We start from the raw sequence: 25,232 nt of genomic DNA, 5'->3' as shown, positions 1-25,232 counted from the left end.
CTATTCTATCTTATTTGCTACGATTTTTTGGTCTAGTTTTCTGGGAGTATTATAATCCTTCCTTGTCCTTCATTATCCGTCATCGCACCCATTAAAATCTGGCAAAACCTTGCACAATGACTGATAAAAAATAGTTAAGGATATTCAAAAGATTTCAAATGTGAGTTTATAGTAATTTACTTTTCTGTGTTGTGACAATAGATTTACAAAAAATATTTTTTTCATCATCGACAATTTTTTTACCATTTTTTTGCTATTTTGTATTTTATCCCCATTTATAGCTCAATAAATTGATTAAAACTCACTTAACATAGGTTATTTATGACAACAGCGACTCAAGCACTTCACGATTTTGATATGCGCCAACGTTTTTATTTTGAGCAAAGCCCTGTACGCGGTGACGTGGTACGCATCAACGACAGCCTACAGACGATATTGCAGCAAAAAGATTACCCAGTTGCCCTGCAAAAACTACTTGGGGAAATGTTGGTCGCGGCAAGCTTGCTGATTGGCACCTTAAAAATTGAAGGTCGTCTATCCATTCAATTGCAAAATTCAGGCGCAGCCACTGACCCTGAACAGGACAGCTTAACTTGGGCGATGGCAGAGTGCGACCACCAAGGTCACATTCGCGGTCTTGCAGAGTGGACAGGCGAATGGCAATCCGCACAAACGGCAAATGATGCCTTTGCCAAACTTGGTAAAGTCGGTGAAGGGGTGTTATTTATTAATATCCAACCTGATGCCACGTATGGCACACAAGCAGAAGGTTATCAAGGCATTGTTGAGCGTGTGGCAGATAACTTGGCGGATTGTTTGGCACATTACCAACAGCAATCCGTGCAGATTCCTACCTTAATCAACTTGGCTTGTGATGGTGAGCAAGCGGGCGGTATCGTGCTACAGTTGCTACCACGTACCACAGAAGAAGAGCATGAGACGGTGGATAATGACTTGTTCCCCCGCTTAAAAATCTTAACCAAAACGCTAAAAGCTGAAGAATTAACCACCTTACCAGCCGATGAGATTTTATATCGATTGTATCATGAAGAAGACGTGGTGACGGCTGAGCCTATGCCGTTGACCTTTGCTTGTACTTGCTCACAGCAGAAAAGTGAATCGGCAATTTTTCAGTTGGGCAAACCAGCTGCATTAGAAATTGCTAATGAGCATGGGGATGAATTGGCGCTAGATTGTGGTTTCTGCGGACATGTTTACCGTTTTGATCACAAAGATATTGAGATGATTTTTGCTTAATTTAATGGATTGCATAGCTACTTTTACATCATTTAAAATAGCGCAATATTGGTTACGCTTCTAGTTGATGTGATAGCCAAAACTAATACCAAAGTTACAAGTTAACTTTGGTATTTTTTTGCATATTTGATAAGTTATAAGCATCAAGTTTGCGATAACTTAAGTTAAGCTTGATAAGTGTTAGATTAAAAATTAATTAGGAAAATAATACAATAGAAAATAAGGATATTGTTATGTCAGTGGCAAAAAATATCGAAATTAGCAGCAGCTCAACGGTAAGTTTTGAAGATGCCATCAAAAAAGGCATTGCACAAGTCAACAAAACGGTTAATAACGTGGAAGGTGCTTGGATTAAAGAGCAAAAAGTACGCATTAGCGATGGTAACATCACTAGCTATAATGTGATGATGATTGTTAGCTTTGTAATTGAAGATGACAGCACTGATTTAAAATAAAGATTTTATTTATCCATAAAAAACCCTAGCATAGGCTAGGGTTTTTTGTTAGTTGCCATTACTCTTCCACCCATTTGCCTTTTCGATAAACCAAGGCAAATTTAGTCGCTTTTCCATCTTTTTCTGAGCCGATATATTGCTCTGCATTTTTACGACTCCAACGCAAAATCGTAGGATTGCCCTCATTGTCGGTATCTGGTGCGGTAAATAAATACTGGAATTTATCTTCCAACTGATCTTGTATCGCGCGTAATTCTGACAGTTTTGGTGGGCGCGTCTCTCGCACTTTGGGAAATTTTGAGGCTGCCAAGAATAATCCTGCTGCTCCTTCACGCAAAATATAATGGTCATCAAATTTTTGCGACTTGAGTTCTGGCATAGGGATTGCGGTCATGCGTGGTGGCGCTGCATCGCCATTTTTTAGCACTTTACGGGTATTATCACACTGCTGACAGGCAAAATAGGCGCCGAAACGTCCAGTTTTGAGCACCATTTGCCCATCGCATTTATCACAAGGTATGGTAGGCACATCATCATTGCCTGCGGTTTCAAAGACGCCTTTTTCTAATAGATAGCCATCACAGTCAGGATTGTTACCACAGACATGGAGTTTTAACCCCCCATCGACGATATACCCATCCATCGCGGTATGGCATTTCGGGCAGCGTTTTTTCTCAAGTAGCGCTTGGATTTCGTCGTTGTTGTCCGCGTCGTCCTCACCGAGATTCTGGCTCTCTTTACTGGTTTGGCTATGAAAGGCTTCCACAGGCATCAAGTTTTTGGTGCCTTTACAACGCTCTTTGGGCGGTAAATTATAGCCGGTACAACCCAAAAACACCCCTGTTGAACCGGTACGGATCTGCATTGGGCGCTGACATAGGTCACAATGAATATCTGGAACATCAGTTGGGTCATTGGGCTTCATGCCGTCTTCGTCTTTGGCACGCTCTAACTTGCCTTTAAAATCGCCATAAAAATCATCCAGCACTTTTTTCCAGTTTTGCTGACCTTCAGCGACTTCATCTAGGTTTTCTTCCAGCCCCGCGGTAAAAGTATAGTCCATCAAATGCGGAAAGCTGTTGACCAATCTGTCAGTGACGATATCACCCATTTTTTCGGCGAATAAACGTTTGTTTTCTACCTTGACATAACCACGTTCTTGAATGGTTGAGATGATAGCGGCATACGTGGATGGACGACCAATCCCACGTTTTTCCAATTCTTTGACTAGGCTTGCTTCAGTGTAGCGGGCTGGTGGCTTGGTAAAATGTTGGGTAGGTTCGATACTATCGACCACCAGTTTTTCCCCGATTTTTACATCAGGTAATAGATTGTCTTCATTTTTGGCAGGGGGCTGTACTTTGGTATAGCCATCAAAGGTCATCACGCGACCTTTGGCTCTAAGCTCAATCTCGCCAGCATTGACAATCAACGTCATGGATTGGTACTGCGCAGGTGGCATCTGACACGCCACAAACTGGCGCCAAATCAGCTCATATAAACGCTGGGCATCGCGCTCCATGTCTTTTAGCGAGGCAGATTGCACCAAAACATCTGACGGGCGAATCGCTTCGTGCGCTTCTTGGGCGTTTTGCTTGTTGCCATACACATTGGGCGATGTTGGGACATATTTTGCGCCGTATTGCTTGTCAATAAAACCGCGCACACTGGTAAGTGCATCCGCTGACAAAAAAGTACTGTCGGTTCGCATATAAGTGATATGACCTGCTTCATACAGGCGCTGAGCCAGCATCATGGTTTTTTTGACCGGAAAACCAAGGCGGGTACTTGCGGCCTGCTGCAGTGTCGAGGTGATAAAGGGTGCAGACGGTTTTGATTGGGTGGGTTTTTCTTCCCGATCCGCCACGATAAAATCGGATGTTTCAAGCAATGCAACAACGGCATGGGTCTGTGCTTCGTTTTCTAGCGACAGGGGTTTGCCTGCTTTTTTTACCGCTTCTAGGCGAATGGTCTCATGTTTGGCTTGCTGGCTGTGAGTATTGCTGTGGATTTCCCAATATTCCACTGGAGTAAAAGCGCGAATTTCACGTTCACGCTCCACCACTAGACGCGTGGCGACAGATTGTACTCGCCCTGCCGACAGTCCGCGCGCTACTTTTTGCCATAGCAATGGCGATACCATGAAACCAACGACACGGTCTAAAAATCGTCTAGCTTGCTGCGCGTTGACACGGTCATAGTTTAGCTTGGTGGGGCTTTTAAAGGCATTTTGAATCGCGTTTTTGGTGATTTCGTTAAATACCACACGGCTGTATTTGTCATCACTGCCACCGATAACTTCTTTAAGATGCCAGGCAATCGCTTCCCCTTCTCTATCCAAGTCGGTTGCAAGATAAATTTCTTTGGCATCTTTGGCAAGGGATTTTAATTCTTTAATCACTTTAACTTTGCTGGGTAGAATTTCATAATGTGCCACCCAGTCGTGCTCGGGGTCAATCCCCATGCGCCGTACCAAGGCTTGCTGCGCTTTTTGCTCTTTGGTGAGCTTGGTATCCGACTTCTCATCGGTTTTTGCTGCGCCAGAACCCGACACAGGTAAATCACGCACGTGCCCCACACTAGAGCGGACGATAAAATCATCTCCCAGATACTTATTGATGGTTTTGGCTTTGGCAGGGGATTCAACAATCACCAAGGCTTTGCCTTGCCCCGACGTTTTAGGCGTTGTTTTTGATGCTTTTGATACGGCTGTTGATTTGGGCGCGGCGGCTTTGGTTGCGGCTTTTTGGGCGGCTTTCGTGTCTGCTTTTGTATCAGCCGTATCCGTGGTTTTGGTTGATTTTCTCGCTGTCGGTGTTTTACTCATGTTGGGTTCACAAAATCATTAAAAAGGGTAAGTTAAAATACGAAAAGTTAGTTATTCTGCACCAATTTGGCATAATCATGCAATTTACTTTTTAACATGATTAGGTCTTTTTCGGTGGTTTCAAGTTCTGATTTCATGCCCAGTTGGCTATTTTCTTGCCAATAAATACACACAAAATTGGCTTTACAGCTTAAACCTTTAACAGTTGTTGCGATGGATGCCGGTAAATCCACCTCCCGATTATCAAGCGCAAAATTAGCGGGATAATGCCCGGTAAAGGGTCGCCATTTGCCCTCAATCACCTGATAATCACAGGGGCGCATCTTCGCGTCCTCAATCACCACGCCGTACTGCGCCATCATGCCTTTACCGCGTTCGCCTGTATCGCCGATAATCCAATCGGGGCATGCGACCAGTTTTGGCTGCACGCCTACGCGTCTGGCTGCCATGCGTAGATTATCACGCATGGTCTCGCGAGCAGAGGGTTTTAACCCCATGATACTACCGACAATAAACACCCCGATGGCGATGGCTATCCATATTCCCATTGATTATATTACTCGTACCAGCTGCTATTTTTGGATTTTTTAGATGACGTTTTTGCTTCAGTTTTGGTGTCAGCTTTGTTTTCGGCTTTGGCATCAACTTTGTCAGTCGACTGCGGCTCGGAAGCTAGCATATCCATAATCGGCTGCCACTGGGCTTGAATGTCGCGATACGGTTTTTGGCTTTTATCAAAAATCGTCAAGCCACGCTCTGCCAAGGCTTGATAAATACTACGCTCAGATAGCCAAGCCAGTGGCTGCTGCCCAATATCAGCAAAATACGCCATCAGTTTTTCGGTCGGTTCATTGTCCTGCATCAATTGACTACGCACGCGATTGGCAACCAGATAAATATCGACTTTGCCTTTGCGGATACGTTTGATGTCTTCTAGGCTTTTTAAAAAGCGTTTGGTACTGTCAATATCAAAAAAAGCGGGTAAAACAGGAATTAAAATCGCCTTGCATTCGGCAATCAGCTGCTCGGCTTTAGTGCCTGATAATGCACCTGGGGCATCAATAATCAGCCAGTCGTTTTTACCCAGGGTTTTTGGGATATCACCGATATCATTGCTATCGCGCCAGTCAATACCGATAATGGCAGGTACGTCCGCTGGGCGCATTTTTAGCCACTGTAGGCTTGATTTTTGGGGGTCTGCATCTGCCAATGCCACTGTTTTGCCTTGGTTTGCCAATGCCGCCGCTAGACTTACCGCAATGGAGGTTTTACCACATCCCCCTTTTTGATTGGCGATTAAAATTTTTTGCATGACCCTCACCCTGTTGATAAAAAATTAATGCAATATCACCACATTAACTCAAAAATTTGACCCTGTTAATTTGACGCTATTCATTTGGTTGTATTAAGTAGCCTAACAAAATTTTAACCATTGATAAATGCTTTTATATAAATAATCTGCTAAATTAAAAAATATCAATTCATTAACGGTTTGATCGGTTTAGCCAGTTTTTGACTGACTAATGGCGACCGTAAACCTCAAAGGTGCCACCATGACGATGCTTTCATTCATAGAGACCTATCACCCAGCAACCACCTCAAAAAAAATACTTGGACTGTTTGCTATCACTGCCTCGATGACAGGTTGTGCTACCTTAGGTGGCGGATTAACACCTACTCAATGCCAACAAAGCAATTGGCAAACCATTGGTTATCAAGATGGTTTACTGGGTCGCAGTCAAGATTATATTCAAAAGCATATCAAGCAATGTGCTAAAGCTAATACTGTGCCTGATCAGCAACAGTGGCAACAAGGTCGTGAAGCAGGGTTAAAACGTTATTGCACGCCGCTACGCGCTTATCAGTTGGGACGTGAGGGCTACGATTACAATGATGTATGCCCACAATCGATGACGCTTGATTTGTTAAAAGCCCATGACGAAGGTTATCTCAACTACCAACGTGAGCAAAGGTTAAATCAACTGTGGTACAACACCGATCCATTTTGGGACTCGCCCTTCTACGGTAGTCGTTTTGGTGGTTGGGGCGGTTTAGATAGAGGGTCACGTCCGTATTATCCGCGGAGTGTACCTAACAACCGCTACCCAAAATACAGCGATACCCATCAGCCTACATCAAGCCAACCTGTTGCGCCTCGCCCCGTTACGACTAGCAATGATGCAACCATAGGTTCAAAAAAATAATCGCGGATAAGATAAAAACAACGCGATAAACTTATCGTGAAATTTTGTTTTGAAATCTCGTTGCGCAATCTCGTTTAGCGATACGACTCGCTGCGTGATGACAATAATTTACAGGTTAAAACTAAAAAAGAAGTTCGGGTGTATTTAACCGAACTTTCTTATTAAACCAATAGCTTATTAAATCAACCGCTTATCACCTCAATAGCCTAACCCATTACAGCAGCCAAAATATCCGTGTGCTTGACCCGCTTGGTTGTCAAATCAAAGGATTGATTGTCGGTATTTTTTGGCTCTCAGCGTTTTGGCTGGCGTTGGATTTTTGAGGCGCTTTGGGTTTTTGAGACGCTTTGTTTTTCTGAGATTTGGTGGGGTCAAAGGTTTGCACATCAGGTGCGGTTGGCACCCCTTTTTGCTGAAGCTGCTCATCAATCTGCCCCGCTTGGATGTTTTCCCCTTCAAATACACGGATATGCTCATCACGCTTTAACTGCAAATTTTCAAAGTCAAACAACTCACGGTCAGCGAGCTGTGACGGTGCGACATTTTGCATCGCGCCGAAGATCGAATCCAAGCGATTCGGGTATTGCTGATCCCATGTGCGTAGCATGTCATTAATCATCGCCCGTTGCAGGTTTTCTTGGCTGCCGCACAGGTTACAAGGAATAATTGGAAACTGCTTGTAATTGGCATATTTGATAATGTCTTTTTCTTCCACATACGCAAGCGGACGAATCAAAATATTTTGCCCATCATCCGATAGCAGTTTTGGTGGCATGGCTTTAAGACTACCGCCATGAAATAAATTTAAGAAAAATGTCGCCATGATATCATCACGGTGATGACCCAGTGCCACTTTGGTTGCGCCGATTTGTTTGGCAAAACCATATAACGAACCACGGCGCAGCCGTGAACACGCAGAACAGTAAGTTTTACCTTCTGGTACGATTTGCTTGACCACGCTATAGGTGTCTTTTTCTAAAATATAATACGGAATGCCATGCTTGGTCAGATAGTTGGGCAAAATATCTTCAGGATAGTCAGGTTGCTTTTGGTCAAGATTGACGGCAATCACATCAAACTGAATCGGTGCTATTTTCTTTAAGAACAATAAAATATCCAGTAAGGTAAAACTGTCTTTACCGCCTGAAATACACACCATGACCACATCACCATCTTCAATCATGTTGTAGTCACGAATCGCCCAAGAGACCAGCTTACGTAATTTTTTTTGTAGCTTACGAAAACGCGCGGATTTGATGTCATCACCTTTGCTGTCAGCATTGGCATCGCCCAAGGTTTGCTGCACCTCATTGTTTAACGCTTCGTTTAAAGCTTCATTGTCTAAAGTATCATTGTTTGACGCCTCATCATCCCAATCATTATCATCAAGCACGTCTACGTCACTCTCTAATAGTTGGGGATTTAATTCAGCGGCAGACATGGTTGCTGCTGGGCTTACAGAATTGTTTGATTGCATAAGATACCTAACTGATGATAAACCAATAAATAAACCTATGATGACGCTATCGGCTATCAACGACGCGTTATTTATTGGAAAAATTGCAAATAAAAAAAAGCATTTAACGTAAGGCAGACCAACTCCTCACAATAAATGCTTGATTGAGCGTATCTATAACCGCCTATCAGATAGAAAACAGAAAACGCCTATCACATAGTCGGCTATTATACGGCAAAATTGCGCGCTTGTAGTCATTTGAATGACATCTTGCTGTTTTAGAAGATATTTTTTATCCGCGCCATCCAACTGGTATTTTCTTTTTTCATTTGCGCCTCGATTTGTTTTTGCTGCTCCTCAAGCTTGATATCCATCAGATTTTTTTCTTTAAATAAACCATATTGGGCATCGCCTTTATAAAACTCAGTTTCACGGTAACTGTCATACGCATGTTTGAATAGCACATTGAGCACAGCGGCGAGCGGCAAAGCAATCAGCATACCTGCAATGCCTGCCAGTGCCGCCCCGGCAAGTACCGCAAATATCACCCACAATGGTGATAAACCAATTTTATCACCCAACAATAACGGCTGCAAAACATAACCTTCCACCGCCTGCCCTACCATAAAGGCACCGACAATTAGCACTAAATGTACCCAGTCCACGCCAAATTGAAATAGCCCTGCAATAATCGCCGCAATAAAGCCAAGGGTAAAGCCAAGATACGGCACAAAACTTGCGATACCCGCCATCATACCGATGATAAGACCGACTTTAAGTCCAATGAGTTGCAATTGCACCGCGTACACCATACCGAGCAACACCATCACTAGTAGCTGACCTTTGATAAATGACATCAACGCTTCATCACTTTCTTTGGCGATACGATAGACCGATGGAATATAACGGTTGGGAATCATATGACGAATTTTTACCAAGCGCTCATCCCAATTATATAAAAAATAAAACATCAAAATCGGCACCAGTACCACAATGCCCGCCACGTTGATTACATTCATGCCTGATAACATTAAATTGGTAAAAAATGAGCGTGCATCGGTGATATTGTAGTGTTCTTTGAGAAAATCGACCAAGCCTTTGGACATATCACGTACTTGCATGGCAGGTAAACGTATGGGTGTGTGAGAACGCACCCAGCCTCGAAGCGTATTGTTATAATAGTCAATTGCCGTCGGTACATACTTCCATGCCGATTGTAACTGCTCCCACACCAGTGGAATGAGCCACCAGAGTATCAATCCAATCATCAGCGCAGTGGACAAATATACCAGCAAAATCGCCACCCAGCGGCGAATGTGTGCCTTGTCCTGTAATTTTTGCACCAGCGGATTAATCGCATACGATAAAATAAATGCTACCAAAAATGGCAAAATTACCGATTGTAATTGATAAATGATATAGCCTATTGCAACCAAAAACAGCGATATAAATACCCGTTTGAAAAATACATCTTTCGTAAATCGATAAGGGGATGGGTTGTACATAGGTTCCTCAAAAAAGCCAAATACGCCAAAAATATAAGGGTAAAGTTAAATAAAAGACGGTCACTGCCATCGTTGTATTTTCGACTAATTTTAGGTAATTTGACAAAAATAGATAGCGCAAACTGCACAACTCATACAAATATTCAAAGCTATGTTATAACGCCCTATCACATTTGTGAGGCTAGAAGGCGTCATCAATGATAAACAGCCTAATATTGCCAGGTAGCAAAGCGATGGATTATTTTTCTTTTTGATGGGAATTTGGGTATAATGCGCGTATTACTTTTCCCAATGATTCTGGCGATAGGAAGACCATGACTACACAACCCACTTCATTAAGTTATAAAGATGCTGGCGTCGATATCGATGCTGGCGAAGCGTTAGTTCAGCGCATTAAATCAGTTGCCAAAGCAACTAGCCGCTCTGAAGTAGTCGGTGGTTTGGGTGGATTTGGTGCCTTGTGCCGTATTCCGCAAGGCTATAAATCCCCTTTATTGGTCTCAGGGACTGATGGTGTCGGTACCAAACTTAAACTGGCTTTACAACTGCAGCAGCACGACACCATTGGTCAAGACTTGGTGGCGATGTGTGTCAATGACCTGCTAGTCTGTGGCGCTGAGCCGTTATTTTTCTTGGACTATTATGCCACAGGAAAACTGGACGTCGATACCGCAGCAACAGTTATCACCGGTATCGGGGACGGCTGTAAATTGGCAAATTGTGCGCTCATCGGTGGCGAGACGGCTGAAATGCCGGGTATGTACCAAGATGACGACTATGATTTGGCAGGTTTTTGTGTGGGCGTCGTCGAAGAGTCGGAAGTGATCACGGGTAAAAACGTTGCCAACAGTGATGTGTTAATCGGTATCGCCTCTAGTGGCGTGCATTCAAATGGTTACTCACTGGTGCGTAAAGTGATTGAAGTCAGTGGTGCCGATGTTGCCACTGAACAATTAGACGGCAAAGCATTAAAAGACGTGTTGATGGCACCGACAAAAATCTATGTCAAAGCCATTGGACACCTGCAAAAAACCTTGGGCAACGCAAGCTTGCATGCGATGGCACATATCACCGGCGGCGGCTTGACGGAGAACCTACCACGCGTATTGCCCGACCATTTGGCGGCGCAAATTGATGTGAGTTCTTGGACATTCCCGCCTGTATTTGCTTGGTTGCAAGAAAAAGGCAATATTGCGCAAATGGAAATGTACCGCACTTTTAACTGCGGCGTGGGTTTTGTCGTCGTGGTACCGGCAGATAAAGCAGACCAAGCCATTGAATTACTCAATGAACAAGGCGAAACTGCATGGAAATTGGGTGAAATCGTTGAAAGAAAGGGCGATGCGGTAACCTATCGCTAATTTTATCAGCGACTCAATCGGTTACTTTACTATTGGGCTATTTTACCCTTAAGCTAATTTACCCTTTAGTTAATTTACCATTGAGCTAGTTTAAAAGGTGCGTTTTTACGCACCTTAGTTTTTCCAACCTATTGCTTTGCTATCCTTATGAATTTGAACATGACAAACCCTACCCCGTTAAAAATTGCCGTCCTCGTCTCTGGTAGTGGCAGTAACCTGCAAGTATTAATTGATAAGCAGCTACAGCAACTATTGAACATTCAAATCGTGGGCGTGATTAGTAATAAAGCCGATGCCTATGCGCTTGAGCGCATCCGCCTTGCCAATGAGCAACAAGTCAATATTGCAACCGCGGTGATTGAGCGTGACGATAATGGCAAAAAATATACCCGTGTCGGTTTTGAACAACAGGCACTGCAAGAATTACGCGCTTGGCAACCTGATTTGGTGGTATTGGCAGGATTTATGCGGATTTTAACGCCACTGTTTATTGATGGTGTCACCAGCAGCACGGGATTAAACGTGCCGATGATAAATCTGCACCCGTCACTGCTACCCAATTATAAAGGCTTGGACACCCATACCCGCGTGTTACAATCTGGCGAGCGCTATCATGGTTGCAGCGTGCATCTGGTAACCAGCGAACTCGATGCAGGGGAAGTCATCGCACAAGCGGTGACCTGCGTCAACGCGGCTGAAAATGCTAGCCAATTACAGCAGCGCGTCCATGCGATGGAACACCAACTGCTGCCTATGGTGGTGGGGTTATTTGCTGAGCGGATTGTTTCGCTTAACAATAACCAACTCACCAACCGCCTTGGACTCAATTTGCCTATCAAGTTATGGCTATAGTTAAATTATGGCTATTATCAAAAAAAACGCCTACAATCAAATTTAGGCGTTTTTTATGTTTATCACAGTTTATCCTCGAAGTGCCCATACACTCAATATCACGATTAGCAAAAATACATAGCGCCCTACCCACACGTTATCTAAAAATGCGTTAAAGCAAAGCTTACGGTCATAGGTGAGACATTGTTTATTTTGTCGATAAAACATGGCAACAATAGGTAGCAGCGCCAATACTGAAAGCGCGCCAAAATAATGCCAAAACACGCCCGCCAAACTGAGCAAAAACACCCCTTGAAGTAGGCTAATTATCAACACATCGTGTTTACCAAATAAAATCGCAGTGGATTTGACCCCAATTTTTAAATCATCCTCACGATCTGCCATTGCATATTGGGTATCATACGCCACCGTCCAGCACATATAGCCGAAAAACAGCAGCCAACACCAAATATCAACCTCGGTCTGCCCCGTTAATACTTGCGATACCGCAACATACGCCATCGGAATCGCCCAGCCGAAAGCCGCCGCCAAAAACAGTTGCGGCAAATGGGTAAAGCGTTTCATAAACGGATAGATAAACGCTAGCGCCACCGCACCAAATGACCAAATAAAAACCTGCACGGGCAAAAATACTAATAGCGCTGCGCTCACCCAAGATAAAACTAAAAACGTCCAAACTGCTTCTTTACCCGTCAAGCGACCGTCCGCCAGCGGCCTACCTTGGGTTCGCGATACATGACCATCGACTTTTCTATCAGCAAAGTCATTGATGGCACAGCCTGCCGCTCGCATCAACACCGCACCCGTCGCAAAGATTGCCACCACATGCCAAGGGGGGAATTGCTCAAAGCCTTTTGCCGCCAAAAATACCGCCCATAAAGTCGACCAAAAAACCAACTCAATGCCCACAGGCTTATCAAAGCGGGTCAGGTGAATATAGGCTTGTAGCTTATCTTTAAAAGACAGAGTGTGTGTAGTCATAGCATCTTTAATTAAACTAATCAAAAAAGGGGGAGAAAGTTGATGCTAGCGTAGCGCTAGGCAATAGTGTAACGCTAAATGTTAGCCAAATCGTCGATAAATTTGTTACCCTTACAGCTGTAAGCCCATCATCAGCACTTGGTAATCCAGCCCAATCGGTGATTGGTCTTGCAGATAGCGTCTAAATGTCGCCGTATCGATACTGTCTTTGCCAGAGACGGCGCCGCCCATTTGCTTGAGATTTTTTAACAGACTTTTTAAATTGTCATAAGAAAAATTAAACGATTGCTCGGTGTGATAAATTACCGTGCCTTTGCGCTGTTGCCGCAAGGTCTCTATCGCCGCTAGCCAAGCGTGACTGGGTAAAAAATCAAAAACAGGCAACTTGGGAAAGCGCTGACGGACTTCATAAAAAGAGCCTGCCACAGGAATCGCCAAATGCAGCTGACCTTTGGATTTGACAATGCGCCCAAGCTCTGCGATAACGCTTGGCGATGTCCAATGAAGGGCAAAACTACTCATCACCAAATCGGCTGATTGATTTGCCAATGCCATATCTGCCATATTGGCGCAAAGCGCTTGGCTGTGTAGCGTCATTGGGGACTTTGGTAGCGATGAGACTGGGGTAGATGACAGCGGCGTAGACAAAAGATGCTCGACTCGCTGTTGCCAAATTGCAAGCATACTGGCAGCAGTATCGATGCCATATAACTGAGCGGAAGCTAGCGCTGCGTTTTGTAAAAACGTTGACATCACCGCCTGAGTCAATTTTCCTGTGCCACAGCCCACATCAACCACGCACATATCGGTTACGCCGGTATGGTAACGCACAATGAGCTGCGCCAAATGCTCTGCCACCTGCGATTGAATCGGCGTGGCGGCATCGTATGAGTTGGCAAATTGTTCAAAAACAGGGGTAACAGTACAAGACATCATCGACTAAAACAACAAATCAGTCAACTTTAACACTATTAATCAGCCTTGCATAGTCATAATCGTCTTGTGTGAGCAAATCAACCCCACAAGGCAAATTGCCTATCCAATCCAAAAAGCGATTAATCATGGCTTTGCCAACAAAAGATTTGCCATGCTGCGGCACAATCATCTCGACATCTAACTGCCGAACCGCATCTGCCCAAAAACGGGTGACTTTATTACTGACCATGTAGCGCTGATGAAACCCTCGCATGGTCGGAATATGCGCGTCAAAATCTTCCACTGGCACATTCGCATCACCGAGCAACGAAGCCCCCATATCGCCTGAAAATAAAATTTTGCTGATGGGGTCATAAAACTGAAAATTACCTTCTGAATGCAAAAAGTGCGCAGGCAAAGCAAATAACTGGCTTTTCCCCAAAGGCAACACCGCGCCTTCATCTGGTAGCGCAATCAAGCGCTTAAGATACCCTTCTTGCAGACGGTCAGTGGTAAACGCGGAGTTAAGATGCGGTAAAAAACGCTCCCACAACCTTGAGATGACGATATTGGCTTGGGTATGCAGTAGCCAACGTGGCAATGACGCAATGATATCGGGGTCTTGGTGTGAGCCAATCACATAGCGGATATGCTTTATATCAGTATGTTTGAGCAGTGCTAGGGTTAGCGGCGTATAGGTCAAATCCCCACCTGGGTCAATAACCGCGCCGACAGTTTCTTCATCTGAGTGCAAAATTAAAAATTGATTGGACTGAATACCGTCACCTTTTACCAAATCACTAAACATAATGCACTGATGCTTGCCATTATCAAAAATTATTTTACCGCTCATAACCTATCTACCCATTTAACCGACAAATAAAACTTAGACCACTAATAAAACATGCTATAACATACGCTATAAAATTGTCCAGCAAAGTGACTTTGAATAACTCTGAGTGACTTTGCAAACCATTGTTAACCGTTAGCTATCAACTTTAACACATTGGCTTTAAATCCCTAAAAATAGTAAGGATTATAGCACTTTATTGACGGGGTTGAGGGCATTTTTACCTAAATCAATGTTAACTAAATTTTGCTCAAATTTGTTTTTAGTGGTATCATACCAAGCAATTTTTTAGGCAAAATTTGTGTGCTTTAAGCGCATGATTGCTACAAACGGTAAAGGCAATTTGTTATGATTTTGGCACTTGAAAGTGTGTTTGACCAATGCTCAGTGGCATTCGTGGATTTAGCGGGTAATGTGGTCGCTGAACAGACCCTGACGGGAAATCGTCTACAAACCCAGCAAATTTTGCCGATGATACACGCGCTGATGACAGCATCATCGATTGATTGGTCACAACTGACTGCGATTGCTTTTAATCGAGGTCCCGGTGCTTTTAGTGGCATACGCATTAATACGGCGGTAGCGCAAGCCATCGCCTTTGCCCATGATGTGCCTTGTTTGCCTGTATCAAGCCTGCAAGCTATCGCCCAAGCGGCATTTGAACTACATCAACGCCCCCACGTATTGGCGCTGACAGATGCGCGCATGAACCAAGTGTACGCCGCTGAATACGCCATGAGCGATGGTATCATGCACCTTGTGGCAGGTGCTACTGAGCATTTGCTTGATTATGACAGTGTGATAGACAAAGACTTAGCCTTAGTAGGTAACGGCGCAACCTTGGTCAATGCGCAGCTAGGTCAAGCCATCTTTGCCGATATTCGCCCCTCAGCCGTTATCATTGCCAAACTTGGGCTAGCCTTGTATCAGCAGCACCAATCCGTCCCAGCTGAGCTGGCGTTGCCAGTTTATTTAAGAAATAATGCGTGGAAAACTCTAGCCGAACAACAAAAGGCTTAATTTATCGGCTGATTACTCATGTTGTCTTAAGTTTGACTCGCTACCCTTTATCTTGTTATAAGCGCAAAAATTGTTAGCTTTGACTGTTAATAACTAACATTGTTGGATACGTTATGGATCTTATTTTGATTTTTAAAGCCATCATCATGGGCATGGTTGAGGGCATTACCGAATTTTTACCGATTTCAAGTACCGGGCATTTAATTCTTGCCGACTCCCTATTAAATTTTTGGACCAAAGATAAAGCCGACTTGTTTATCGTTGTCATTCAACTGGGAGCGATTTCAGCGGTAATTTATTTGTACTGGGAACGGCTATGGCGTGCCTTGATGGGACTTATTACAGGTAAAGACCCTGAACGTAAAAACCCGCGTCAATTGGGCATCTCGCTGATTATTTCCACCATCCCGATTATGCTGATAGGTTTGCTGTTTGATAAAGCGTTAAAAGCGGCGTTGTTTAACCCAACTGTGGTGGCAATCTCATTGATTGTCGGTGGTTTGATTATCTTTTGGGCGGAGCGCCAACAACACAAACATACGGTCAAATATGCCGAAGCAGAAGATATCGATATTAAAACGGCGATTATCATCGGTTTGATTCAATGTCTTGCCTTGATTCCTGGTACTTCTCGCTCAGGTTCTACCATTATCGGTTCCCTATTTTTGGGGGTATCACGTAAGGCGTCTGCAGAGTATTCTTTCTTCTTAGGGATTCCTGTATTGGTGGGTGCTGGGTTATTAGATCTGGCCAAAAACCATCATATTTTGACCAGCGCTGAAGACTGGACCATCATGGCAGTGGGTGTGGTAGTCTCATTTATTTTTGCCATGATTTTCATCAAATGGTTGGTTAACTGGGTCAGTACCCGTGATTTTACGATTTTTGCTTGGTGGCGTATCGTGGTAGGCGTACTGGTACTCATCGCTGGTATGCTGGGCTATATTTAAATCCCTATGCTATCTCATCAATCAATCCAACTGTATTATGTTGACACTTTGCCAAGCGAGCAGCGTTTGGCAAATGTTGAAACGATACTCGCCCCTTTATCCGTCGATTTACAATTGCAAAAGATTACTAGCAAAGTAACTCAAAAATGGCTGAAATCAGTCGATGATAACAGTGTGCTGATTGATGAGGTAGGCGATGTTTTTGTCATCGCAGCGGGCATGAAAGTCAGCCCAAATTGGCAAAGCCTACAACAGCGTGTGGTCAAAGCGGGCAAAAAAACTGAACTGCTACTCAAAGCCATGCAGCTACAAGCCAGCATGACTGTCATTGATGCGACCGCAGGTTTTGGGCATGATAGCCTAATCTTGGCAAGTACCGGTGCCAGTGTGACTTTGCTAGAGCAGCAGCCACTTATGTTTTTACTATTGCAACTGGAACAGCAAAAAATGGCGCAGCATCGCAACTGGCAAAAATTGATGAGTCGATTAACGATTTATCATGGCGACGCGATAGAATTGCTGGCTAAATTGCCAAAAGTTGACCGTGTCTATCTAGATCCGATGTTTCCCGCGGATAGCTACAAATCAGCGGTTAATAAACATATGCAGATGTTGCATACTGTGACGACCCCACCGTCGATTGCGCAATCACAACAATTATTGTCGGCAGCGTTGGCGCAAATCACCCCACACGGTATGGTGGTAGTTAAAAGACCTAAATCAGCGCCTTTTCTTGCAGACAAATCGCCCAACCTAAGCCTATCAAATGATATCGTGCGTTTTGATAATTATTTGAACCGCATTTAGTTTGAATAGCGTCTAGTTGCCATGTTAAAAAAAAGCTGATGAGTATCAGCTTTTTTTGTGGGTCTGGTTATTATTGACCAACCTTTTGGTTACCGACGGCAGGCGCTGCATCATCGCTGGCTTTTGGTGCATTGGGCGAGGCAGGGGCATTATCAATCACGGTATCATTTTCCGTAATCTTATCCATGTCTGAATTATCCGCGCCGCCGTCATCTGTGGCGTCTGCCTCGGTACTTGCTGGCATCGCATCAACAGGGGTCGCTGCCGTGCCACTGGCGCTGGTAGCGTCAGGACCGGCATCTACGGTGGCATTGGCTTCGGTCACAGCGGCGCTATTTTTTTCATCGGCAGGCGCAGCTGACATTGGTACGGCTTGTGATTCTGCCGCTGACGCTGCCGCGGCATTGTCTGTGCTGTCTGTCTTTTTATCACAAGCTGTCAACGTAAGCGCCGATACTAAACTCAGCATGGTGATTTTTGCTAGTGTGTTTTGCATGGGTATTCCTCTACTATCAATAAATCGCTCAATCCGACAACGTAATTGATAGCCTATATTGTAAAAATTGTTGAAGCCATGATGCGGCTAATTCAAAGATGATAATGATGTCACCTTAAATTTTACCATGGCATTGCTTGTATTTTAAACCCGAACCACATGGACAAGGGGCATTTCGGCTAATCGCTAAGTTGGCATACGGATTGTCACCATTTTCAGCCATCTCTGGACTCGCGGTTGCCGCAGCTGAGCCGCTTAGACCAAATGAATACGTGGCTCGCGTGCGTTGCTGGCTGTTACGCGCAATCATGTCTTCATCGTCACTCAGCTCACCGGTCACGCCATTCATTTCTTGGTGCTCAAAATGCAGACGCATCATCTCGGCTTGTTCGCGTTGCTGGCGCTCAAGCTCAGCGATTTCTTCTGGCGTTGGGATATGCACACGCGCTAAATCTTGCACGGTTTCAGACTTGATAGCACCGAGCATACTTTGGAACAATGAGAAGGCTTCAGATTTATATTCTTGCTCAGGATTTTTTTGCGCATAGCCTCGCAGATGGATACCTTTACGCAGTTGATCCATTTGGTTGAGATGTTCTTTCCAATGCTTATCTAGACTAGATAGCATAAAGTGACGCTCAAGTTGGGCGGCATTTTCCTCGCCCATTTGCTCACGTCGAGCGCGGTAGTTGAGTAACGCAGCCTCGATGATTTTTTGGCGTAAACCTTCTTCATCCAAACGACGATCGGCATCTAGCCAGTCATTGATTGGCATATAAATACGAAACTCATTTTCAAGCTCGTCTTCAAGCCCATCAATGTCCCATTGGTCATCAATCGAGCCGGGTGGCACGAACTGGTCAATCAAGGCATTGTATACATCGTAGTGCATCGCTTCGATAGCTGCTTGTAGATTACTTTCGGCGAGCAGTTCATCGCGCTGCTTATAGATAACCTTACGTTGTTCGTTGGCAACGTCATCGTATTTGAGTAGGCTCTTACGGGCATCAAAGTCGCGGTTTTCCACTTTGCTTTGGGCGTTTTCAATCGAGCGTGACACCATTTTGTGCTCAATGGCTTCGTCTTCTTTTAGCCCCATGGCGCGCATCATATTCACCACGCGATCGCCAGCGAAAATCCGCATCAAGTCATCTTCAAGCGACAAGAAAAAGCGTGACTCCCCCGGGTCACCTTGACGGCCCGCACGACCGCGCAATTGGTTATCGATGCGGCGCGATTCGTGACGCTCAGAACCGATGATATGTAAGCCACCCGCCTCTAGCACTTGTTGGTTTCGCACTTGCCATTCGGCATGGGCTTGTTGTTTCATTTCAGGGGTGACATTATCGATTTTGGCGAGCTCTGCTTGCCAGTTACCCCCCAAGATAATATCGGTACCGCGACCTGCCATGTTGGTGGCAATAGTGACCGCATTGGGGCTACCCGCTTGCGCGATAATATCGGCTTCACGCTCGTGCTGTTTGGCATTAAGGACGTTATGTTGAATGCCTTCTTGCGTCAGTAACTCTGAAAGCACTTCACTGGCTTCAATGGTTGCCGTCCCCACCAAAATCGGCGCCTGTTTCTCTTGAATGCGTTTGATTTCGCGGATGATGCCTTGATATTTGCCCATTTTACTTAGGAAAATTTGGTCATCAAGGTCGATACGCTGAATTGGTTTGTGGGTGGGGATAATCACCACATCTAAATCGTAAGTTTGTTTAAACTCCGCAGCTTCGGTATCGGCTGTACCTGTCATGCCTGAGAGTTTGTCATACAGACGGAAATAATTTTGGAAAGTAGTAGTTGCAAGGGTTTGGTTTTCGGCTTGGATTTCGACCTGTTCTTTGGCTTCAACCGCTTGGTGCAACCCTTCTGACCAGCGGCGACCGGGCATGGTACGCCCTGTGTTTTCATCGACAATGATGACTTCGCCTTCATGCACGATATAGTGAATGTTTTTAACAAATAAATGGTGCGCACGAATCGCGGCTTGAACGTGGGCTAGTAGTGGCAAGCGCGTTGGGCTATATAGACTCTCGTTTTCGCCAAGCTCGCCTTTTTCCACCAAGAATTTTTCGATTTTCTCGTAGCCTTTTTCACTGATTTCGATTTGACGATTTTTTTCATCAATCCAAAAATCCTGCTCACGGTTTTCGCGGTTGCCTTCTTCGGTTTCTGAGCGTTTGAGGCGCGGGATGATGGTGTCAATCAGCCTGTACATAGCCGATGAGTCTTCGGCTTGACCCGAGATAATCAGCGGCGTACGCGCTTCATCAATCAAAATCGAGTCAATCTCATCGATGATACAATAGTTGAGTCCGCGCTGTTTTTTCTCATCTAGGCGAAATACCATATTGTCACGTAGGTAGTCAAAGCCGTATTCGTTGTTGGTACCGTAGGTAATATCTGCGGCATAGGCCTCAAATTTTTCCATCGGGTCTTGCTGTGAGTAAATCACGCCGACAGTCAAGCCCAAAAAGTCAAACAACGGGCGGTTTAATTCGGCATCGCGGCTTGCCAAGTAGTCATTGACGGTGACGACATGCACGCCTTTACCGCTAATCGCGTTGAGATATATCGCAAGCGTTGCCATCAAGGTTTTACCTTCACCCGTGCGCATCTCGGCGATTTTACCTTCGTGCAAGGTGATACCGCCGATGAGCTGTACATCGTAGTGACGCATGCCAAGGACACGGCTTGAGGCTTCACGACAGACCGCAAAGGCTTCAGGTAAAATGGTATCTAGGCTAGTACCCTGCTCAAACTGGGTTTTAAATTCCGCAGTTTTCTGTTTTAATGCTTCGTCAGAGAGGGGCTGGATTTTGGGTTCTAAGGCGTTGATTTTGTCGACCAACTTACGCATTCGCTTAAGCTCACGGTCGTTTTTGGTGCCGATAACCTTGCCTATCATTTTGCCTAACATACGAGGGTTTTCCTAAAGTGCTCAAATCAATAAGTGCAATGACTTTTAATACAATGACGGTTAATAAAGGTGTTCAAAATAAATTTTGCTATTATATATGGGTTTGCTTTTTTTAGATACAAGGTTATGACAGCCTGTGAGTTTGAACCGCTTGCCTCTATTACCTTTATCTTTATCAATCCATCCCCATAATTGAGCTTTATTTTCGAAATTTTCATTGTTGAAATTTTCTTGAAAGATTTTAACGCCATCTTTGCCATTATGCTATTGAGTTTGCTATGACTGCCACATTGACGCCACAACAACTGATTCATCAATTACCCAAAGCCGAACTACACGTGCATATCGAAGGCACGTTTGAGCCGGAGCTGATGTTTGCCATCGCTAAACGCAACCAAATCGATATACCCTACCAAACCATTGAAGATGTCAAAAATGCCTACAATTTTCATAATTTACAATCGTTTTTGGATATCTACTATGCCGGCGCAAACGTTTTGGTCAAACAGCAGGATTTTTATGATTTAGCGTGGGCGTATTTTGAAAAATGCCAGGCTGATAATGTGGTGCATACGGAGATTTTCTTTGACCCACAGACCCATACAGAGCGGGGGGTGGATTTTGCTACCTGTTTTCAAGGGCTTTATCAAGCAAGCTTAGATGCCAAAGCAAAAATGGGCATCACCTCGCATTGGATTTTGTGTTTTTTGCGTCATTTGAGCGAAGACAGCGCATTTGTCACCCTTGAGCAGGCCTTGCCATTTAAAGATAATATCATTGGCGTGGGGCTTGACTCTAGCGAAGTGGGAAATCCACCCGCTAAGTTTGAACGGGTATTTGCCAAAGCTCGAGCGCTTGGGTTTTTGACGGTTGCGCATGCTGGCGAAGAAGGCGATCCCGCGTATGTTTGGCAAGCGTTGGATTTGTTAAAGGTCAATCGTATCGATCACGGTGTGCGCTCGGCTGAAGATGATAAACTCATGCAACGCTTGATAGCGGAGCAAATGCCGTTGACGGTGTGTCCATTAAGTAATCTTAAACTAAAAGTGGTGCAAGACATGGGCGAGCACAATATCAAAACCATGCTGCACCAAGGTGTGTGCGTGACGGTGAACTCAGATGACCCGGCGTACTTTGGTGGCTATATGAATGACAACTTTGTCGCTATTGAGCAAGCGTTAGCGCTATCAAATGACGATATCAAACAATTGGCGATAAACAGCTTTAATGCGTCTTTTATAGGGGATGCTGAAAAACAGCATTGGATCTCAAAAATCGAATCGCTTTAAGCTTTTAGATAAGCTGGAAGAAACAAACTCGAAAAAATAGGCTGGAAGAAGCAAGAAGCAACCTGCATCCCAGCCTTAACCCACCTCACACACCCAACATGGTGCGACAAACGCACCTGTTGCTTAATTTCATAACGTTTAACCATTATGACCCAGACCATGCCTCACAATCTTGACCATCACACCCCCATGATGCAGCAATATCTCACCCTAAAAGCGGATTATCCGCATGCCTTGGTGCTGTACCGGATGGGCGATTTCTATGAGCTGTTTTTCGATGATGCCAAGCTTGCTGCCGATATTTTGGGCATCACCTTGACCCGACGTGGCAAAGATAAACAGGGCAATACCATCCCGATGGCAGGTGTGCCATTTCATTCGGCAGACGGCTATATTGCTCGGCTGATTAATGCCGGGCAAACCGTGGTGGTCTGTGAACAAGTCGAAGAAGAAAAGCCTAAAGACGGCTCAGAAGACAATCCAGAACACAGCCTTGAAGAAAACACTGCCGCAAAAGACTCTGCAGCCGATAGCACAGCCAAAAGCATAACAAAAAAAACCAGCAAAACAAAAGCCAATGCCGCTAAGATTATGGAACGTAAAGTCGTCCGTACCTTAACCGCAGGGACGCTGACCGATGATAACCTCATCACCCAAGGGCAGACGCCAACGGTCGTCGCTATCAGCTTTGCTAAACAGCAAATGTCGGTGGGATTGGCACAGCTGGATTTGGCACAAGGGCAAATCCGTGTGACTGAGCTTAACTGCGACAGTCATACGGCGCTACAAAGCGAGCTTGCTAACGCGCTCGCCCGCTTTGATCCCAGTGAAGTGCTGATAGATGAGCAGCTGTCTGAGGCGTGGCAACATTTTTTGCAGGACTGTTTGAGCGCAAATAGCCCAACAGCCACCCTACCGCCGATTTTGTCACAGCCGCACAGTTATTTTCTGCCAAATAACGCACTTGAACATCTGACCCAGCATCTAAGTGTCACCACGCTGGCAGGGTTTGGCATTGAGCAAAAACCGCTTGCCATCTCATCGGCATCGGTTGTGCTGCATTACGGCAAACAGACCCAGCAAGCTGATTTACGCCATATTCGCAGCCTGCAGCTCGAGCATAACGGCGATTTTTTGCAGCTTGATACCATCAGTCAGCAAAATTTGGAAATTTTTAAACCCGTGTTGGCATCGGGTATTTCGCTGTTATCGGTGATTGACCATTGCCAAACGCCGATGGGTAAACGCGCTTTAGTGCATCATTTGCACCGACCGCTACGCAATGTCACCCTGATTAACCGCAGACTTGATGCGGTTGAACAACTGATGACATTACCGATAGCAGCGTTTGAATTACTTAAACAAACCTTAAGCGAAATCAGCGATATCGAACGCATTGGGGGACGCATTGGCTTGGGTTCAGCAAAACCGACCGATTTGCTCAAATTGCGTCTGAGCTTGGCGCAAGCGTTAGCGTTGTCAAAGCAGTTGCAGCAACATTTTGATTTTACCAACATAACGACGCTAACTGCCGAGACCCCTTTGCTTGCCATGCTTAGCAAACAGCTACCTGACTTAGCCTTAACTGATAGCTTTGCCAATATCCATGCCTTGCTAGAGCAAGCGATTGTCGATGAGCCGCCCGCCCACATCCGTGATGGCGGCATGATAAAAAAGGGCTATGACCGACAGCTTGATGAATGGCAAAATTTGCATGGCAATATCGAGCAAACTTTGGAAGCTTTGGCGGTGCAAGAGCGGCAAAAAAACAACCTGCCCATGCTCAAAGTGGGCTTTAATAAAGTGAGCGGATTTTATTTTGAACTTAGCGCCCTGCAAGCCAAGAACGCGCCTGAATATTTTACCCGCCGTCAAACGCTCAAAAATGCTGAACGCTTTATCACGCCAGCGCTCAAAACCATTGAAGAATCCTATTTATCGGCACAAGGGCAAGCGTTGATCCTTGAAAAACGTATCTATGAAAACCTGCTGGGTCAGCTGAAGTCGCAGCTTGGCGATGTGCAGCGCCTTGCCAAAGCGATTGGGTATTTGGACGTGCTTGCCAACTGGGTCAGCCTAACGCGTTTGCAGAATCGCTCTCATCATAGTAAAAACTGGTGCCGCCCGTTGTTTAATACCACGGATGATACCGCAAGCCTCAATATCCAAGGCGGACGGCATATCGTGGTTGAAGCAGGTCAACAGCGCCAAGCTCACCATCAGAGGCCATCGCTTGACCCATTTGTCGCCAATGACTGTGTCATGGGAACAGCCAATCAACTTGAACGCTTGATGCTCATCACCGGGCCCAATATGGGCGGTAAATCGACCTACATGCGTCAAACCGCGCTTATCGTACTACTTGCTTGTTGTGGTGCATATGTCCCTGCGCAGTCGGTAACACTCGGTCGTATTGAACGGATTTTTACCCGCATTGGCTCGGCAGATGACTTGGCAAGTGGTAAATCTACCTTTATGGTCGAGATGATTGAAACCGCCAATATCATGAACCAAGCCAATGCCAACTCGTTGGTACTCATGGATGAAGTCGGTCGTGGCACCAGCACCCAAGATGGTCTAGCGATTGCGCATGCGTGCGTGAATTATTTAGCAGAAAAAATTGGCTGTTTGACCCTATTTGCCACCCATTATTTTGAGCTCACGGAACTGGCTGAGCGCCACCCCAAAATGTTTAATCAGCACCTTGTCACCCAAGAAATCAACGGGCAGTTACTACTACTGCATAAAATCGCACCCGGGGCGACGCATCGCAGTTTTGGATTGCATGTCGCCAAAATGGCAGGTTTGCCGCAAGCCTTATTAGTTCAAGCGCAATATTATTTGGATAACCAAAGCGAGCAAAAAAGCTTGCCCAACAATCCTTTACCCTATCCATCAGAAGACGAGAAACAAATGGGTCTGGATTTGCAGAGTGCAGCGGCTGATTATCAAACGTTGAAAACTGATGAATATAAACTTAACCAACAACTACAAGCCCTAAACCCTGATGAGCTGACGCCGAAACAGGCGTTAGAATTTATTTATTCATTAAAGGAATTGTTAAAAAAAGCGTAACGCGCT

The 25,232-nt window shown here is 45.0% G+C and carries 20 protein-coding genes; 10 read left to right on the top strand and 10 right to left on the bottom strand.

The genetic code is table 11. The features are described 5' to 3' along the window. Positions 1–321: 321 nt before the first annotated feature. Positions 322–1,257 (top strand): Hsp33 family molecular chaperone HslO, encoded by a 936-nt coding sequence (hslO, locus tag RT084_RS04955; protein ID WP_007116981.1) that lies wholly within the window; start codon positions 322–324, stop codon positions 1,255–1,257. 233 nt (positions 1,258–1,490) lie between these two features. After that, positions 1,491–1,712, top strand: coding sequence for a dodecin family protein (locus RT084_RS04950; RefSeq protein ID WP_062331757.1), 222 nt, complete (start codon positions 1,491–1,493; stop codon positions 1,710–1,712). 58 nt (positions 1,713–1,770) lie between these two features. Here the strand turns inward: RT084_RS04950 and topA are convergent, their stop codons facing one another. From topA to RT084_RS04935, 3 genes are read right to left on the bottom strand one after another with little or no spacing between them, the layout of a single operon-like run. Then, a complete protein-coding gene (topA, locus tag RT084_RS04945; protein ID WP_313097823.1) occupies positions 1,771–4,539 on the bottom strand; it encodes a type I DNA topoisomerase in 2,769 nt (922 codons plus the stop codon). Positions 4,540–4,586: 47 nt separating this feature from the next. Then, positions 4,587–5,087, bottom strand: a complete 501-nt coding sequence (locus RT084_RS04940; protein ID WP_095355881.1) for a hypothetical protein — start codon at positions 5,085–5,087, stop codon at positions 4,587–4,589. Positions 5,088–5,095: 8 nt separating this feature from the next. Beyond that, positions 5,096–5,851, bottom strand: coding sequence for a ParA family protein (locus RT084_RS04935; RefSeq protein ID WP_312385053.1), 756 nt, complete (start codon positions 5,849–5,851; stop codon positions 5,096–5,098). A 241-nt stretch (positions 5,852–6,092) separates the two neighbouring features. On the opposite strand from RT084_RS04935, the gene RT084_RS04930 reads away from it, so the two are divergent. Next, positions 6,093–6,743 (top strand): DUF2799 domain-containing protein, encoded by a 651-nt coding sequence (locus tag RT084_RS04930; RefSeq protein WP_312385055.1) that lies wholly within the window; start codon positions 6,093–6,095, stop codon positions 6,741–6,743. A 256-nt stretch (positions 6,744–6,999) separates the two neighbouring features. Here RT084_RS04930 and ttcA read toward each other — a convergent pair whose 3' ends face one another. Then, positions 7,000–8,220 carry a tRNA 2-thiocytidine(32) synthetase TtcA gene (gene ttcA / locus RT084_RS04925; RefSeq protein ID WP_409418422.1) on the bottom strand — a complete coding sequence of 407 codons (1,221 nt, stop codon included), beginning with the start codon at positions 8,218–8,220 and terminating at the stop codon, positions 7,000–7,002. A gap of 257 nt (positions 8,221–8,477) precedes the next feature. Then, positions 8,478–9,704 carry an AI-2E family transporter gene (locus RT084_RS04920; RefSeq protein WP_312385056.1) on the bottom strand — a complete coding sequence of 409 codons (1,227 nt, stop codon included), beginning with the start codon at positions 9,702–9,704 and terminating at the stop codon, positions 8,478–8,480. Between the two features lie 314 nt (positions 9,705–10,018). Here RT084_RS04920 and purM point away from each other — a divergent pair, with 314 nt between their 5' ends. Next, on the top strand, positions 10,019–11,065 hold the full coding sequence (purM, locus tag RT084_RS04915) for a phosphoribosylformylglycinamidine cyclo-ligase (protein WP_313097817.1): 1,047 nt from the start codon (positions 10,019–10,021) through the stop codon (positions 11,063–11,065). Positions 11,066–11,224: 159 nt separating this feature from the next. After that, positions 11,225–11,917 (top strand): phosphoribosylglycinamide formyltransferase, encoded by a 693-nt coding sequence (purN, locus tag RT084_RS04910; protein WP_143351111.1) that lies wholly within the window; start codon positions 11,225–11,227, stop codon positions 11,915–11,917. Between the two features lie 69 nt (positions 11,918–11,986). On the opposite strand, the gene ubiA is transcribed toward purN, so the two are convergent. From ubiA to RT084_RS04895, 3 genes are all read right to left on the bottom strand, one after another. Further along, entirely contained in the window at positions 11,987–12,898 is a 912-nt protein-coding gene (ubiA, locus tag RT084_RS04905) for a 4-hydroxybenzoate octaprenyltransferase (RefSeq protein ID WP_312385062.1), read from the bottom strand. 111 nt (positions 12,899–13,009) lie between these two features. Further along, positions 13,010–13,834 carry a methyltransferase domain-containing protein gene (locus RT084_RS04900; protein WP_312385065.1) on the bottom strand — a complete coding sequence of 275 codons (825 nt, stop codon included), beginning with the start codon at positions 13,832–13,834 and terminating at the stop codon, positions 13,010–13,012. Between the two features lie 16 nt (positions 13,835–13,850). After that, positions 13,851–14,666: an oxygen-binding di-iron domain-containing protein gene (locus tag RT084_RS04895; RefSeq protein WP_312385067.1), complete on the bottom strand. Its 816-nt coding sequence runs from the start codon at positions 14,664–14,666 to the stop codon at positions 13,851–13,853. A gap of 345 nt (positions 14,667–15,011) precedes the next feature. On the opposite strand from RT084_RS04895, the gene tsaB reads away from it, so the two are divergent. The 3 genes from tsaB (at position 15,012) to RT084_RS04880 (ending at position 17,440) form a co-directional block, all read left to right on the top strand. After that, a complete protein-coding gene (gene tsaB / locus RT084_RS04890; protein ID WP_312385069.1) occupies positions 15,012–15,683 on the top strand; it encodes a tRNA (adenosine(37)-N6)-threonylcarbamoyltransferase complex dimerization subunit type 1 TsaB in 672 nt (223 codons plus the stop codon). Positions 15,684–15,796: 113 nt separating this feature from the next. Next, entirely contained in the window at positions 15,797–16,633 is an 837-nt protein-coding gene (locus tag RT084_RS04885; protein WP_284034697.1) for an undecaprenyl-diphosphate phosphatase, read from the top strand. Between the two features lie 6 nt (positions 16,634–16,639). Next, complete coding sequence (locus tag RT084_RS04880) at positions 16,640–17,440, top strand: class I SAM-dependent methyltransferase (protein WP_312115586.1); 801 nt, start codon at positions 16,640–16,642, stop codon at positions 17,438–17,440. A gap of 70 nt (positions 17,441–17,510) precedes the next feature. Here the strand turns inward: RT084_RS04880 and RT084_RS04875 are convergent, their stop codons facing one another. Both RT084_RS04875 and secA read right to left on the bottom strand, forming a co-directional pair. Next, complete coding sequence (locus RT084_RS04875; RefSeq protein WP_284034699.1) at positions 17,511–17,936, bottom strand: hypothetical protein; 426 nt, start codon at positions 17,934–17,936, stop codon at positions 17,511–17,513. Positions 17,937–18,051: 115 nt separating this feature from the next. Then, positions 18,052–20,862, bottom strand: a complete 2,811-nt coding sequence (gene secA, locus RT084_RS04870) for a preprotein translocase subunit SecA (RefSeq protein ID WP_312385073.1) — start codon at positions 20,860–20,862, stop codon at positions 18,052–18,054. A gap of 278 nt (positions 20,863–21,140) precedes the next feature. Between secA and RT084_RS04865 the strand changes: the two genes are divergently transcribed. Both RT084_RS04865 and mutS read left to right on the top strand, forming a co-directional pair. Next, positions 21,141–22,151 carry an adenosine deaminase gene (locus tag RT084_RS04865; protein WP_409418423.1) on the top strand — a complete coding sequence of 337 codons (1,011 nt, stop codon included), beginning with the start codon at positions 21,141–21,143 and terminating at the stop codon, positions 22,149–22,151. A 147-nt stretch (positions 22,152–22,298) separates the two neighbouring features. Continuing rightward, positions 22,299–25,226 (top strand): DNA mismatch repair protein MutS, encoded by a 2,928-nt coding sequence (mutS, locus tag RT084_RS04860; RefSeq protein ID WP_312385075.1) that lies wholly within the window; start codon positions 22,299–22,301, stop codon positions 25,224–25,226. Positions 25,227–25,232 lie beyond the last annotated feature (6 nt).

Origin of the sequence: Moraxella sp. CTOTU48717, from assembly GCF_032057165.1 — a bacterium.
Lineage (GTDB): Bacteria > Pseudomonadota > Gammaproteobacteria > Pseudomonadales > Moraxellaceae > Faucicola > Faucicola tetraodonis.
Note: the sequence above shows the minus strand (reverse complement) of the source record. Positions and strands in the feature narration are given on the sequence as shown.

What these genes read in the sequence shown, in the direction of transcription:
- hslO (WP_007116981.1), top strand. Translation starts at nt 322, where the DNA reads ATGACAACAGCGACTCAAGCACTTCACGATTTTGATATGCGCCAACGT.
- RT084_RS04950 (WP_062331757.1), top strand. Translation starts at nt 1,491, where the DNA reads ATGTCAGTGGCAAAAAATATCGAAATTAGCAGCAGCTCAACGGTAAGT.
- topA (WP_313097823.1), bottom strand. Translation starts at nt 4,539, where the DNA reads ATGAGTAAAACACCGACAGCGAGAAAATCAACCAAAACCACGGATACG.
- RT084_RS04940 (WP_095355881.1), bottom strand. Translation starts at nt 5,087, where the DNA reads ATGGGAATATGGATAGCCATCGCCATCGGGGTGTTTATTGTCGGTAGT.
- RT084_RS04935 (WP_312385053.1), bottom strand. Translation starts at nt 5,851, where the DNA reads ATGCAAAAAATTTTAATCGCCAATCAAAAAGGGGGATGTGGTAAAACC.
- RT084_RS04930 (WP_312385055.1), top strand. Translation starts at nt 6,093, where the DNA reads ATGACGATGCTTTCATTCATAGAGACCTATCACCCAGCAACCACCTCA.
- ttcA (WP_409418422.1), bottom strand. Translation starts at nt 8,220, where the DNA reads ATGCAATCAAACAATTCTGTAAGCCCAGCAGCAACCATGTCTGCCGCT.
- RT084_RS04920 (WP_312385056.1), bottom strand. Translation starts at nt 9,704, where the DNA reads ATGTACAACCCATCCCCTTATCGATTTACGAAAGATGTATTTTTCAAA.
- purM (WP_313097817.1), top strand. Translation starts at nt 10,019, where the DNA reads ATGACTACACAACCCACTTCATTAAGTTATAAAGATGCTGGCGTCGAT.
- purN (WP_143351111.1), top strand. Translation starts at nt 11,225, where the DNA reads ATGACAAACCCTACCCCGTTAAAAATTGCCGTCCTCGTCTCTGGTAGT.
- ubiA (WP_312385062.1), bottom strand. Translation starts at nt 12,898, where the DNA reads ATGACTACACACACTCTGTCTTTTAAAGATAAGCTACAAGCCTATATT.
- RT084_RS04900 (WP_312385065.1), bottom strand. Translation starts at nt 13,834, where the DNA reads ATGATGTCTTGTACTGTTACCCCTGTTTTTGAACAATTTGCCAACTCA.
- RT084_RS04895 (WP_312385067.1), bottom strand. Translation starts at nt 14,666, where the DNA reads ATGAGCGGTAAAATAATTTTTGATAATGGCAAGCATCAGTGCATTATG.
- tsaB (WP_312385069.1), top strand. Translation starts at nt 15,012, where the DNA reads ATGATTTTGGCACTTGAAAGTGTGTTTGACCAATGCTCAGTGGCATTC.
- RT084_RS04885 (WP_284034697.1), top strand. Translation starts at nt 15,797, where the DNA reads ATGGATCTTATTTTGATTTTTAAAGCCATCATCATGGGCATGGTTGAG.
- RT084_RS04880 (WP_312115586.1), top strand. Translation starts at nt 16,640, where the DNA reads ATGCTATCTCATCAATCAATCCAACTGTATTATGTTGACACTTTGCCA.
- RT084_RS04875 (WP_284034699.1), bottom strand. Translation starts at nt 17,936, where the DNA reads ATGCAAAACACACTAGCAAAAATCACCATGCTGAGTTTAGTATCGGCG.
- secA (WP_312385073.1), bottom strand. Translation starts at nt 20,862, where the DNA reads ATGTTAGGCAAAATGATAGGCAAGGTTATCGGCACCAAAAACGACCGT.
- RT084_RS04865 (WP_409418423.1), top strand. Translation starts at nt 21,141, where the DNA reads ATGACTGCCACATTGACGCCACAACAACTGATTCATCAATTACCCAAA.
- mutS (WP_312385075.1), top strand. Translation starts at nt 22,299, where the DNA reads ATGACCCAGACCATGCCTCACAATCTTGACCATCACACCCCCATGATG.